The sequence below is a fragment of the Microbulbifer maximicatervae (SeqCode) genome (assembly GCF_052468295.1).
On sequence record NZ_CP174340.1, the window covers coordinates 4360001 to 4372136 of the forward strand.

General features: G+C 52.2%; 13 protein-coding genes. 6 read left to right on the top strand and 7 right to left on the bottom strand.

Annotated features, from left to right (window positions below):
- Positions 1–118: 118 nt before the first annotated feature.
- The 3 genes from ACJJIQ_RS19310 to ACJJIQ_RS19320 all read right to left on the bottom strand — a co-directional run bounded on the left by ACJJIQ_RS19310 (position 119) and on the right by ACJJIQ_RS19320 (position 1593).
- Complete coding sequence (locus ACJJIQ_RS19310; RefSeq protein WP_444915223.1) at positions 119–436, bottom strand: superinfection immunity protein; 318 nt, start codon at positions 434–436, stop codon at positions 119–121.
- Positions 437–505: 69 nt separating this feature from the next.
- A complete protein-coding gene (locus ACJJIQ_RS19315) occupies positions 506–1093 on the bottom strand; it encodes a hypothetical protein (protein WP_445362768.1) in 588 nt (195 codons plus the stop codon).
- Positions 1090–1593, bottom strand: coding sequence for an RNA polymerase sigma factor (locus ACJJIQ_RS19320; RefSeq protein WP_445362769.1), 504 nt, complete (start codon positions 1591–1593; stop codon positions 1090–1092). The genes ACJJIQ_RS19315 and ACJJIQ_RS19320 overlap by 4 nt, the downstream gene beginning before the upstream one ends.
- Before the next feature lie 174 nt (positions 1594–1767).
- Here ACJJIQ_RS19320 and ACJJIQ_RS19325 point away from each other — a divergent pair, with 174 nt between their 5' ends.
- From ACJJIQ_RS19325 to ACJJIQ_RS19335, 3 genes are all read left to right on the top strand, one after another.
- Positions 1768–2211, top strand: coding sequence for a MarR family winged helix-turn-helix transcriptional regulator (locus ACJJIQ_RS19325; RefSeq protein ID WP_444906922.1), 444 nt, complete (start codon positions 1768–1770; stop codon positions 2209–2211).
- A 264-nt stretch (positions 2212–2475) separates the two neighbouring features.
- Positions 2476–2898, top strand: a complete 423-nt coding sequence (locus ACJJIQ_RS19330) for an organic hydroperoxide resistance protein (RefSeq protein ID WP_445362770.1) — start codon at positions 2476–2478, stop codon at positions 2896–2898.
- Positions 2899–2928: 30 nt separating this feature from the next.
- Positions 2929–3948, top strand: a complete 1020-nt coding sequence (locus tag ACJJIQ_RS19335; protein WP_445362771.1) for an alpha/beta hydrolase — start codon at positions 2929–2931, stop codon at positions 3946–3948.
- Between the two features lie 42 nt (positions 3949–3990).
- Here the strand turns inward: ACJJIQ_RS19335 and ACJJIQ_RS19340 are convergent, their stop codons facing one another.
- The 4 genes from ACJJIQ_RS19340 to hutI form a co-directional block, all read right to left on the bottom strand.
- Entirely contained in the window at positions 3991–4392 is a 402-nt protein-coding gene (locus tag ACJJIQ_RS19340; protein ID WP_282930788.1) for a RidA family protein, read from the bottom strand.
- 91 nt (positions 4393–4483) lie between these two features.
- On the bottom strand, positions 4484–5383 hold the full coding sequence (locus ACJJIQ_RS19345; RefSeq protein WP_445362772.1) for a LysR family transcriptional regulator: 900 nt from the start codon (positions 5381–5383) through the stop codon (positions 4484–4486).
- 130 nt (positions 5384–5513) lie between these two features.
- The gene (gene hutG / locus ACJJIQ_RS19350) at positions 5514–6476 is read right to left on the bottom strand and encodes a formimidoylglutamase (protein ID WP_108734921.1); all 963 of its coding nucleotides are present in this window, start codon (positions 6474–6476) and stop codon (positions 5514–5516) included.
- The gene (hutI, locus tag ACJJIQ_RS19355) at positions 6460–7689 is read right to left on the bottom strand and encodes an imidazolonepropionase (protein WP_444895744.1); all 1230 of its coding nucleotides are present in this window, start codon (positions 7687–7689) and stop codon (positions 6460–6462) included. Before hutI ends, hutG begins: the two co-directional genes overlap by 17 nt.
- A 187-nt stretch (positions 7690–7876) precedes the next feature.
- Between hutI and hutC the strand changes: the two genes are divergently transcribed.
- From hutC to hutH, 3 genes are all read left to right on the top strand, one after another.
- Positions 7877–8587 (top strand): histidine utilization transcriptional repressor HutC, encoded by a 711-nt coding sequence (hutC, locus tag ACJJIQ_RS19360; RefSeq protein ID WP_282930784.1) that lies wholly within the window; start codon positions 7877–7879, stop codon positions 8585–8587.
- 89 nt (positions 8588–8676) lie between these two features.
- Entirely contained in the window at positions 8677–10353 is a 1677-nt protein-coding gene (gene hutU / locus ACJJIQ_RS19365; RefSeq protein ID WP_445362773.1) for a urocanate hydratase, read from the top strand.
- A 210-nt stretch (positions 10354–10563) separates the two neighbouring features.
- Positions 10564–12114 (top strand): histidine ammonia-lyase, encoded by a 1551-nt coding sequence (hutH, locus tag ACJJIQ_RS19370; protein WP_445362774.1) that lies wholly within the window; start codon positions 10564–10566, stop codon positions 12112–12114.
- Positions 12115–12136: the final 22 nt, after the last annotated feature.

Consider the following 12136-nt stretch of genomic DNA (forward strand, 5'->3'; position numbering starts at 1 on the left):
AATTTTCAAAACGGCTTTTGGTTAAAAATCGTACTAAAGATAATCAGCACTTGGGTGTAGGTAATCATCAGAGGTTATTCAGCTACTTAAAGAAGTAACCCCTATTTCAAACATCCACTCATTTACTTATAGGCTTACCAGCGGCAGGGCGTTCTCCCTGCACACCTGCGCACTCACTTACTTCTCCTTTCTTACTACGCATTTTTCCGGTAACAGCCCAAGCCAGTAACGCAAACCATGCCAACCAGGAAAGACCGGCGGGAACATTAGCTACTAAGATCTTTCCGAAGTGCTTCCGATTGAGGAAAAAGGCAATCAATGCAGGAAGAAACCAGACAACCAAGAAGAAAACAAGAAACAGGAAAGCTTTGAGTAGATTTAACTCGCTTAGAAACGCTGAAAAACCACTTAGCAATTGCTCCACATCTGTAAACATTATTCAATCCTTCGTTTTATATGTATTCCCCTTTGTAGTCCCGTCAGGATTTTTTTCTTTACAGTTAATTTATAAATTTTCCTGGAAGCTAGTTAATACTCTCTCTTCTTTTTCTGTGCGCCGATAAATATAAAAACTATATAAAGCGAGAGCTACAACCAACCCAGACAATACTATGAGTGCTTCTTGAGGATTACGGACCAAAGGTTCCGCCGCTCCACGAAGAAACCTGCTAAGTTCCCACAAACTGATAATAAATATCTGCAGGACCAGGAATAACCAGCTGAAATAAACTTCTCGACGTTTTCGCCTAAGCCTCAACAGCCCTAATTCAACATAAGCTTTTGCCGATTCTTCTAGCGGGGCCCATAGACCTCGCCGATTAACTGTCGAAAATACTATTGCCGAAACGAGCGTCGCAATAACAAAAGCTACTCGGTACATGGTATCTGGGTAGTTCTTCGCAAGAATTACTCCTAGCAAATAGATAACCCCAGCTATTGCAAAAAGATATTCAAAAGCGACCACCAATCGCATTCGTCGCTCCTGGCGACGCACCCAATTCAGCACTGTAATTGGGATTTCTGCGCTAGTCTGTTGCCCCTTCCAGATACTTTCCAGCTCTAGCCACTGCTTTTCTGTGTCTGCTTCATTCATTTTTCACTTCCCAAAAGGCAGATATTGAGACGCTCTTTTGCCCGGTTGAGCCGCACTGCAATATTGGACTCGGTAATACCCAGAACTTCAGAGATTTCCGCATAGCTCATGCCTTCCAGGCGAAGAGTCAATGTCTGCCGGAGTCCTAAGGGTAATTTCTGCACTGCACGAACCAGCTGTTCAGACTTGCGTTCGGCTACCAATCGCTCTACGGGGCCCGGCTGGTGGTCCTCAAGCTCCAGTAATTCATCATCACTCCCATGATAAGGTTTTCTACGGGTCAGCTCGGTCACACAGCGGTTATGTGCGATACGATATACAAAGGTTTTTAAGCTGGCATCACCGCGAAATGTCGGCAGGGCCCGCCAGAGTCCCAGCCAGATTTCCTGTAACAGATCATCATGCTCGGCTTTTGATCGCACATAGCTATGTACCAGCCGGGAAACCCCTTCGGTATATTCCGTAGTCGCTTGTTGAAATAATTGATCCCGTAATTCCACCGGCCACTCCATCGTCTATGCAAATTACTGTACCGGCTTCAAATAAAACCTTACAAAAAGTTTCGCTGCTCTCGATTGGCAGTATGTGTCGGTTCTGGAACAATGAAGGAGCGTGGTAAGTCCATACTTGCGCTACACTGGCGCAAAACTGCCACCGGTAAGTAGGGTGTGCCTATGGCCAAGTCCATAAACGAAGACCAAAAACTCGATAACCAACTTTGCTTTAGCCTGTATTCTGCCTCCCTGGCAATGAGCAAAATGTACAAGCCTCTATTGGAGACACTGGGAATAACCTATCCCCAATACTTGATGATGCTGGTACTCTGGGAAGACGACGGAATCACCGCTACGGAGCTGAGTCTGCGGCTCGGCCAGGATAAGGGTGCCCTAACGCCAGTTATCAAACGACTGGAGAATCAAAAGCTGATCAACCGCCACCGAGATCCGGAGGACGAGCGTCGAGTCATTATCGAGCTGACTGATGCCGGTAGGTCGATGCAAAAAGAGGCTTCTTCAATTCCCACTCAGGTGCTGAATGCCTGTGGCTTGAATCCTCAGTCTGCACGGGCGCTAAAGACGCAAATAGAGGCGCTTCGCCAATATTTAGCGAACCCCTAATCTTTCCCTCTTTTATCGCCCCGCCATTAGCGGGGCCCCGCTTTGACTCCATTTGTTATAGCTATCACCCTTATAGAGATATTTAATTATCGCAATAATAGTTATCGCAATAACTTTATCTGGCGCCCAAGCTGACGCGCTGTTTAGAAGCTGACTTAGAAATCCGGACTACTACCCCCAGCTCAATAAATCCAGCGGGAAAAGGACTGGACTCCATTCCAGGCGGCTTCTGACAGACAAACACACATCAATGAGGACAGGTTAATGCAAACAGTTTACACCGCAGTAGCAACCGCAAATGGCGGCCGTGATGGCGAAGCTCAATCATCAGATGGAAAGTTAAGCGTCAAGCTCAGTATTCCCAAAGAGCTTGGCGGCTCCGGTGGCGATGGCACCAACCCAGAGCAACTGTTTGCTGCGGGTTACTCTGCCTGCTTTATTGGCGCTCTTAAGTTTGTCGCCGGTAAAGAGAAAGTAAAAGTCCCGGAAGAAACCACTGTGCGCGCTGAAGTTGGAATCGGTCCCCAGGGTAAGGGGTTCGGTCTGGATATTGACCTCTACATCGATCTTCCTGGCCTGGATCAGGCGACGGCAGAAAAAATTGCCAACACCGCTCACGAAGAAGTTTGCCCTTATTCCAATGCAACCCGAGGCAATGTTGATGTGCGCCTGCACATATCCGCTTAAGCAACCGGTAGAGAGTTGAAGGTATCCGTTATGAATGGCTTAAAAGTTTCCAAGCTGGCACTACCCCTTTTCTTTGCTCTTGGTATGGCTTCTGCATCTGCTTCTATTTCCCCTGGTGTGGAGAAAAATACCCAGGGGTTCCTTCAAGCACTGGCGCAAGGTGGCGGCAAACCCATTGAGCAACTATCACCAAAAGATGCCCGCGCCGTCCTGGTCGGAGCCCAAGAGGGTGCGCAATTGCCGCCCGCTGAAGTCAGCAAGAAAACCATTAGGGTTAATGGCGAAAAGCTGGAACTGACTATCGTTAAACCGAAAAACACCCGGGGCCAGATTCCCGCCTTTATGTATTTCCACGGCGGAGGCTGGGTCTTGGGTGACTACCCAACCCACGAACGCTTGATCCGCGATCTGGTTCAACGCTCCGGCGCCGCTGCGGTATATGTGGATTACACCCCATCTCCAGAGGCCAAGTACCCGACTGCAATTAACCAGGCTTATGCGGCTACCCAGTGGGTCGCGGAGAATGGCGAAAAGATCGGTGTCGACGGGTCCCGTCTTGCCGTGGCCGGTAACAGTGTTGGTGGCAATATGGCAGCCGTGGTTGCCTTGATGGCGAAAGAGAAAGGAACACCGGATCTGCAATTCCAACTGCTGCTCTGGCCGGTTACCGATGCCAACTTCAACAACGCTTCTTACAAGCAGTTCGCCCAGGATCACTTCCTGACACGGGGTATGATGAAGTGGTTCTGGGATAACTACACTACCGACCCCAAACAGCGCAACGAGATCTATGCTTCACCTCTGCGCGCAAGCAAATCCCAGTTGGTCGGCTTGCCTCCCGCTCTGGTGCAGACTGCTGAGATGGATGTGCTGAGAGATGAAGGCGAAGCTTACGCCCGCAAACTTAACGAAGCTGGTGTGACCGTAACCGCTGTTCGTTATAACGGCATGATTCACGACTACGGCCTACTAAATGCCCTGAGTGACGTGCCCGCAGTGCAGGATGCCCTTGATCAAGCAGGCTCCGAGCTTAGGGAACACCTCAAGTAAAACTTAAAAGCCCTGCAATGCGGGGCTTTTTTATTCAGGTACTTAAAGCAGCGTTTTAGCCACTGCCTCAATTTCTATCAATGTCTCTGGCGACGCCAGGGATGTGACTCCCACTCCCGTGATTGCCGGGCGAGTAGTACCCAAATATTTAGATAGCACGGGGACTATTTCCCCCAGATGCTCACTAACTTCTCCACGCACATAGATACGTAACTGCAAAAGGTTCTCTACCGACGATCCGGCCTCATCCAATACTGTCAATAAGTTTTGCATGGCGCTTTCCGCCTGAGCACCAACCCCTATGTTTTTAACTTCACAATTACTATCCCAATCCACCTGACCCGATACAAATACCAAGCCTGTTTTGGTATCGACTCGGGCGTGGGATAGGCAGGAAGAACTGCCATCATAAAGTGAAGAAGGATTAATATTCAGAATACTCATAACAGACCTGTACGCTTTCTAGCTTTTGAAAAAATCATAGTAGAAAGGCAGCTTTGCCAAAGCTATGGAGTAAAGCTTGTTACGGATACAATCAGGAAGCCATTGACTTAGAAAACCGTTGGTGCAGATCCTTGAGAATCCAACTTACCAATGGATCATTTTCCACTCGGGGATGAAAGGCGGCTACAACTTCGTAGCCAGGTGGATACTTGTCCAAGGTAATTTCCACCAAGCCCTCACAAGGCATCAACCTAGAGGGAATAAAGGCCAGGGTATCTGTCCTTTTCAAGAACTCCTGGGCTATATAAAAAGAGGGCGCCGAAACAACAATCTCTCTTTTTAGACCTTGCCCCTCTAGCCAACGATCGGCTGAACCGCGCAAGCCTCCAACCCCAGGCGATGTAATCACAAAATCAGATTGCATCAACTGATCAATAGGAACCAACTCATCTAAACTATATATAGGATTAGCCGATACACAGACATAACGCTCATTAAAGAGCACCTGTGTATTAATTCCATCAGGCACATACCCCGCTGATGTGAAAGCTAAGTCAATTTCTCCCTGATGCATTTTCTGGGTGAGCGAGACGCTTTCAATATTAGTGACAATAAATTTCACTTTCGGCGCATATTGCCTGACCCTTTGGATCAACTCGGCAACAACCACTTTTTGCGCGTAATCTGTAGCAGAGATCACCAGGGTCCGGGAAGTCTGGCTTGAATCAAGAGAACCCGGGGCGGGAATCTCACTGAGCAACATCAGCACCTGTCGAATCTGTGGCTCTATAAATTTTGCATAACTGGTGGGAGCCATTCCATGCCCAGTGCGCACAAATAGATCATCCCCAACTATTTTTCTAATCTTCTTCAGCTGCAAACTGACAGCTTGCTGCGAAACCTGCAGATGCTCTGCGGCAAGGGAGATACTTTCAACCCTGAATAGTATTTCCAGGGTTTTTAAGTGCTTAATTTCAAGATCTTTGATCATATCAACTGCAAAAGCGGAGCTTTCTGCCAGTCACTTACGGCTGTGGATAAAGATTAAAATAGTAGTTTCTAATACTGAAGTTAACGCGACCTTCAAAGCCATAGTAGCCGCGCTGTATTATTAAAAATACTCAGGGGATTTTTCTGGCCGCACGATTTGCAATTTGAAATCCCAGGCGGGCCGCGGTACGCGCACCATGATCCTCAATATCGAAATAAGGATTAAATTCAGCGATATCCGCCAAACAAACTTTATTGGATTCCAAAACGGTATCCAGCAAGACTTCCAAAAACTCCATGGAAACCCCCCTGCCAGAGGGGGCACTCACCGCTGGCATTACTGCCGCCGGCAATACATCCAGACATACCGTCAGATAGACAAAATCCACCTTCTCAATAAAGTCGCGGATTCGCGCCTGAACCGTATTCAGATTCCAACTACTGATTTCACGATCCCGAATAACCTGGGCACCCAGCTCATCAGCTCTCTGGTAGAGAGCAGGTGTGTTGGCGTTATCCGCTGCGCCTACACAGAGATAATTAAATTCGCGGCCATTTATCCTGCACTGCTCTGCAATCTGGAAAAATGGCGTACCCGATGACCCCTTTGGTGCAGGTGTGCGTAAATCCAAATGCGCATCAAAATTGATAATACCCAGGCTGCTCTCGCGGTGATGCTCGCGCATCCAGCGGGCAATCCCCTGATAACTACCAAAAGCAATTTCATGGCCGCCTCCCAATACCAGTGGAAAGTGACCGGCACCGAGCAACTCATTAATACGGGCACCCAATAGCGATTGGGCAGACTCCAAGTCTTCCCGTTCGACTCTGACGTTACCCGCATCGTATAAGGGCGCATCAAAAGTTGCCGGCAAGTTCGCCATGGCCAAACGCAATATTCTCGGTCCCTTGGCCGCGCCAATTCGCCCTTTATTTCGACGCACACCCTCATCAGATGCGAAGCCGAGAATAGTCAGGCCGGGAGGGTCATCCAATTGCAAAGGAGAAATCCGCTGGTGCCAGCGCTCACCTGCACGTCCATCCTCAGAATCAGTGCGACCGCTCCATAATTGCATATCAGCAAGTTGTAACATCGCGACCTCCCAAGAAAATTTTTGCAGGCTTTAGAGCGCCCACTTCATAAGCGAGCTGATCCGGGGTATCCATCGGCCAAAGAACAATATCTGCTCGCAGCCCCTCGCGCAGTACACCGCGAGAACAACATAAACCCAATGCCCGAGCGGCTGCACGGGTAACACCTGCGAGAGCTTCTGCCGGAGTTAAGCCAAACAGCTGACAACCCATGTTCATCATCAAACGCAGGGAAGCGATTGGACAGCTCCCGGGATTAAGGTCTGTAGCCAATGCCATACAAACCCCTGCCTCGCGTAACTTTTCAATAGGGGGAACTTGGGTTTCATGCAGCGTATAGAAGGCTCCTGGCAGGAGGACGGCCACAGTGCCACTTTCCGCCATGGCCCGGACATCCGCATCGCTGATGTATTCAATATGATCTACCGATAATGCCCCGGACTTTGCCGCCATTTCAGTGGCCCCTGTACGCGCCAGCTGCTCGGCGTGTACTTTTACTGGCAGGTCCAGTTTTTTCGCTGCATCGATAACCCTCTGGCACTGGTCGACGGTAAATCCAATCGTCTCGCAAAACATATCCACGGCATCGGCCAGTTGCTCGCGGGCTACAGCGGGCAATATCTGCTCGCAGATAAGGTCGATATATTCATCGGCACGACCGTCGTATTCCGGTGGCAGAGCGTGAGCTGCCAGACAGGTCGTTACTATTTCCACTGAGTTGTGTTGCGCCAGGCGTCTCGCGGTGCGCAATTGCTTTAGTTCAGTATCCAGGTCCAGGCCATAACCGGATTTAATTTCCACGGTTGTAACGCCTTCGGCCATCAGGGCGTGCAGACGGGGCTCAGCCAACTTATACAGGTTCTCGGCACTGGCACCCCGTGTCGCCCGCACGGTAGAAATAATACCCCCGCCAGAGCGAGCCACTTCTTCGTAACTCTCTCCCCCCAGGCGACGGGCAAACTCCCCTGCGCGATGGCCTCCATATACAAGATGCGTGTGGCAATCGATCAGGCCCGGAGTTGCCCATTGACCTTCGCCATCAACAATGCGGTCTGGGGTGCACTCGGGCAGATCCCGGCGGGGACCAATCCAAACGATCCGACCTTTGGTTACCGCAATTGCAGCATCCTCGATAACACCGTAACCACCGGCAATGGATGGGTCCATTGTGGCGGCATTCAAATTGGTAATCAGCAAATCACAGCGTTCTGACATAAGCTTTTAGCGGCACGCTTTTCCTTTTAAACCATAGATGCTCGGCCCGATGACCGACAAACCAGTAACGGGCAGGATACAGCTCCCCTCTTCGACTTGACAGCCCGCAGCAGGGAAACCATAGTAGCCGTAACTATTCTTGTATATACAACAATATACAAGCCACGGAAGCACTGTACCTGAGTCTATGAATACTGCAAGTGAACCCCGATACGCGGCCATCAAGCGCCATATCCGCCAACAAATTGAGTCTGGCGAGTGGCCAATTCATTCCCAGGTGCCCTCGGAGAACCAACTGGCACAGCAATTCAGTGTGAGCCGGATGACCGCAAGGCGGGCACTTACCGAGTTAACCGATGAGCGCGTTCTGATGCGCTCCCAGGGGCTGGGTACTTTTGTCGCCGAGCCGGTGCCCGCCAGCTCACTGTTGGAAGTGCGCAATATCGCCGACGAGATCTCGGCCCGGGGGCACAGTTACAGCAACCGCATTCTGTTAGCTCAGCCCTGTGTCGCCAGCGCCGATGTAGCCCTGGCATTGGAAGTGCCCGAACAGGCAAAAGTGTTTCACTCCATTATTGTGCACTGTGACAACGGCTTGCCGGTGCAGTGGGAAGAGCGGTTTACCAATCCAGCCTTGGCTCCAGATTACCTGGACCAGGACTTCGCCCACACCACCCCCAACGCCTATCTTTCCAAAGTCGCACCGCTGACCGAGGCCGATACAACCGTCGAGGCCATAGCTGCGGAAGCCGCTATCGCCCACGCTCTGGAAATTGCCCCCGGAGATGCGTGCCTCCAGGTTTGGCGGCGCACTAAATGCAGTGCCGGCACCGTGAGCTTCGCGCGCCTGGTTCACCCAGGCAATCGATACCGCCTCGGTGCACAACTGAGATTCTAGTTATTGATTTATCCCGCGCGCCCTGGGAAAAGAAACAATCAAATCCGGGACGTGTGAATTTTTTTACGAGAAAAATTGACGAGGAAGCTATGTCTACCGACAAACGCCACGATCCCAGCCGCAAAATCCGCGCGCCTCGCGGCAGTGAGCTCAATGCCAAAAGCTGGCTCACCGAAGCTCCCCTGCGCATGTTGATGAACAACCTGGACGCCGAGGTAGCTGAACGCCCGGAGGACCTGGTGGTGTACGGTGGTATCGGCCGCGCCGCGCGGGATTGGGAGTGCTACGACAAGATTGTCGAAGTGCTGAAGCGCCTGGAAGACGACGAAACCCTGCTGGTGCAGTCCGGCAAGCCTGTCGGAGTCTTTAAAACCCACGCCGATGCACCCCGGGTATTAATTGCCAACTCCAACCTGGTACCCCACTGGGCCAACTGGGAACACTTTAACGAGCTGGATAAAAAAGGCCTGGCCATGTACGGCCAGATGACTGCCGGCTCTTGGATTTATATCGGCTCCCAAGGCATCGTCCAGGGTACCTATGAAACCTTTGCCGCCGTCGCACGCAAACACTTTAATGGCGAAGCGAAAGGCAAATGGATTCTTACCGGTGGCCTCGGCGGCATGGGTGGCGCTCAGCCACTGGCGGCGACCATGGCCGGTTTCAGCATGATCGCAGTAGAGTGCGACGAAACCCGTATCGATTTCCGTCTGCGCACTGGCTATGTAGACAAAAAAGCCACCAGCCTCGACGAAGCCCTGCAAATGATTGAAGTCGCGATGGAAAAAGGCGAAGCCATTTCCGTTGGCCTGCTGGGCAACGCAGCAGATATTTTCCCGGAAATTGTAAAACGCAATATTCTGCCAGATTCGGTTACCGACCAGACTTCCGCTCACGATCCTTTAAATGGCTACCTGCCCCAGGGCTGGACCATGGAATACGCAGCGGAGATGCGCAAGAAAGATGAAGCCGCAGTAGTAAAGGCAGCCAAACAGTCTATGGCGGTTCAGGTTGAAGCCATGCTGGAGCTGCAAAAGCGCGGAGCCGCAACCCTCGACTACGGCAACAATATTCGTCAGATGGCTCTCGAGGAAGGTGTGGAAAATGCCTTCGATTTCCCCGGTTTTGTACCCGCTTATATTCGCCCTCTGTTCTGCGAAGGTGTCGGTCCTTTCCGCTGGGCGGCCCTGTCCGGCAACCCGGAAGATATCTACAAGACCGATGCCAAGGTTAAGGAACTGATTCCCGACGATCCGCAGCTGCACAACTGGCTCGATATGGCCCGCGAGCGGATTCATTTCCAGGGACTGCCCGCACGTATCTGCTGGGTGGGCCTGAAAGATCGCGCGCGCCTGGCACTGGCATTTAACGAGATGGTAGCCAACGGTGAATTGGAAGCACCGGTAGTGATCGGCCGCGACCACCTCGACAGCGGCTCTGTAGCGAGCCCCAACCGCGAAACTGAAGCCATGATGGATGGTTCCGACGCTGTCTCCGACTGGCCGCTGATGAATGCCCTGCTGAACACTGCCTCCGGCGCTACCTGGGTATCCCTGCATCACGGTGGTGGCGTAGGCATGGGCTTCTCCCAGCACTCTGGGGTGGTCATTGTCTGTGACGGTACCGAAGCTGCGCGCAAACGTATCGAACGGGTTCTCTGGAATGATCCCGCCACCGGCGTAATGCGCCACGCCGATGCCGGTTACGAGATTGCAAAAAAATGTGCAAAAGAGCAGGGCCTGGACCTGCCCATGCTGAACGACTGATTTTTTACCGCAATAAAAATACCGCCGGCGGAAATCTTTTACAGCCCGAATAACTTTGATCGGGCTGCGCCGCCGGCGCCTAACAGGGTGTTGAAAAAGCCAACAAGCAACTTTTTCAAGCCACCTTTGCGGCAGGCGCTTTCGCACCGCCCGCGCAGGCTGTTTTTCAACAGCCTGCTAAGCAGTAAATATTTTTTGGTGAATGAATTTATGTATCAATTGGAAATCGATCCCGGTCAATTGAGCCTTGCGCAACTGCGCCGCGTAGCCCGCGAGTCGGTGCAGCTGTCCCTGGCGAAAAGCGCCTATCCCGCTATTGAAGCCTCTGCCCACACCGTTGCCCAAGTTATTACCGAAGGGCGAACGGTATACGGAATTAATACCGGTTTTGGTTTATTGGCCAACACCCGTATTGAAAAGCACGACCTGGAAAACCTGCAGCGCGCTATCGTACTGAGCCATGCCGCCGGTACCGGCAACTTTATGAGTGAAGCCACCGTGCGTCTGCTGATGGTGTTGAAAATCAACTCGCTCGCGCGCGGCTTCTCCGGCGTGCGCCCGCAGGTTATCGAAGCTTTAATGCAACTGGTCAATGCCGGTGTCTACCCCGCTATCCCTGAGAAAGGCTCTGTCGGCGCTTCTGGCGATTTGGCGCCCCTGGCTCATATGAGCGTGGTACTTCTCGGCGAAGGGGAAGTATTTATCAAGGGCGAGCGCAAGAGTGCTCACGAAGGCCTCAAAACCGCGGGACTAGAGCCCATTACCCTGGCCCCCAAAGAGGGGCTCGCCCTGCTAAATGGCACCCAAGCTTCTACCGCCTTTGCCCTGCTCGGCCTGTTCGCCAGTGAAGACTTGTTCGCCGGCGCCCTAGTAACCGGTGCCATTACCCTGGAAGCCGCCAAGGGCTCACGCCGCCCCTTCGATGATCGTATTCACAACGCCCGCGGCCAACAGGCTCAGCGCGACGTAGCGGCAATTTATCGGGACCTGCTCGGTGAGACCAGCCAGATCGGTGATTCCCACCAGTTCTGCGAAAAAGTGCAGGACCCCTACTCCCTGCGCTGTCAGCCCCAGGTCATGGGTGCCTGCCTGCAGCAGATGCGCTTCGCTGCAGAAGTATTGTTGGCCGAGGCAAATGGTGTTTCCGATAACCCGCTGGTATTTACCGACGAGGAAAATCCGGATAACTCCGACATTATTTCCGGTGGTAACTTCCATGCAGAGCCGGTAGCGATGGTCGCCGACAACCTGGCGCTGGCATTGGCAGAAATCGGCTCCCTGTCCGAGCGTCGTATGGCGCTGCTGATCGACAGCAACCTATCCGGCCTGCCTCCCTTCCTGGTGGAAAATGGCGGGGTGAACTCCGGCTTTATGATCGCCCAGGTCACTTCAGCGGCGCTTGCCAGTGAGAACAAATCCATGGCGCACCCCGCCTGCGTGGACTCACTGCCCACCTCCGCCAACCAAGAAGACCATGTATCCATGGCCACCTTTGCCGGCCGTCGCCTGCGGGATATGGCCGACAATACCTGTGGCATCCTGGCGGTGGAGCTACTCGCTGCCTGCCAGGGACTGGATTTCCGCGCGCCGTTAAAATCCACGGAAAAACTGGAGGCCGCCAAGGCAAAACTTCGCGCCCGAGTACCTTTCTATGACAAGGACCGCTACTTTGCCCCGGATATTGAAGAGGCGAAACAATTGCTGAGCAGCGGCGCCTACTTAGAATCAATAGACCCCAATCTCCTGCCAAGTAGTCACTAAGTTAAAGAGCCTTCATGCCTTG

Coding starts and splice junctions, on each gene's coding strand:
- ACJJIQ_RS19310 (WP_444915223.1), bottom strand. CDS start 436: ATGTTTACAGATGTGGAGCAATTGCTAAGTGGTTTTTCAGCGTTTCTA.
- ACJJIQ_RS19315 (WP_445362768.1), bottom strand. CDS start 1,093: ATGAATGAAGCAGACACAGAAAAGCAGTGGCTAGAGCTGGAAAGTATC.
- ACJJIQ_RS19325 (WP_444906922.1), top strand. CDS start 1,768: ATGGCCAAGTCCATAAACGAAGACCAAAAACTCGATAACCAACTTTGC.
- ACJJIQ_RS19330 (WP_445362770.1), top strand. CDS start 2,476: ATGCAAACAGTTTACACCGCAGTAGCAACCGCAAATGGCGGCCGTGAT.
- ACJJIQ_RS19335 (WP_445362771.1), top strand. CDS start 2,929: ATGAATGGCTTAAAAGTTTCCAAGCTGGCACTACCCCTTTTCTTTGCT.
- ACJJIQ_RS19340 (WP_282930788.1), bottom strand. CDS start 4,392: ATGAGTATTCTGAATATTAATCCTTCTTCACTTTATGATGGCAGTTCT.
- ACJJIQ_RS19345 (WP_445362772.1), bottom strand. CDS start 5,383: ATGATCAAAGATCTTGAAATTAAGCACTTAAAAACCCTGGAAATACTA.
- hutG (WP_108734921.1), bottom strand. CDS start 6,476: ATGTTACAACTTGCTGATATGCAATTATGGAGCGGTCGCACTGATTCT.
- hutI (WP_444895744.1), bottom strand. CDS start 7,689: ATGTCAGAACGCTGTGATTTGCTGATTACCAATTTGAATGCCGCCACA.
- hutC (WP_282930784.1), top strand. CDS start 7,877: ATGAATACTGCAAGTGAACCCCGATACGCGGCCATCAAGCGCCATATC.
- hutU (WP_445362773.1), top strand. CDS start 8,677: ATGTCTACCGACAAACGCCACGATCCCAGCCGCAAAATCCGCGCGCCT.
- hutH (WP_445362774.1), top strand. CDS start 10,564: ATGTATCAATTGGAAATCGATCCCGGTCAATTGAGCCTTGCGCAACTG.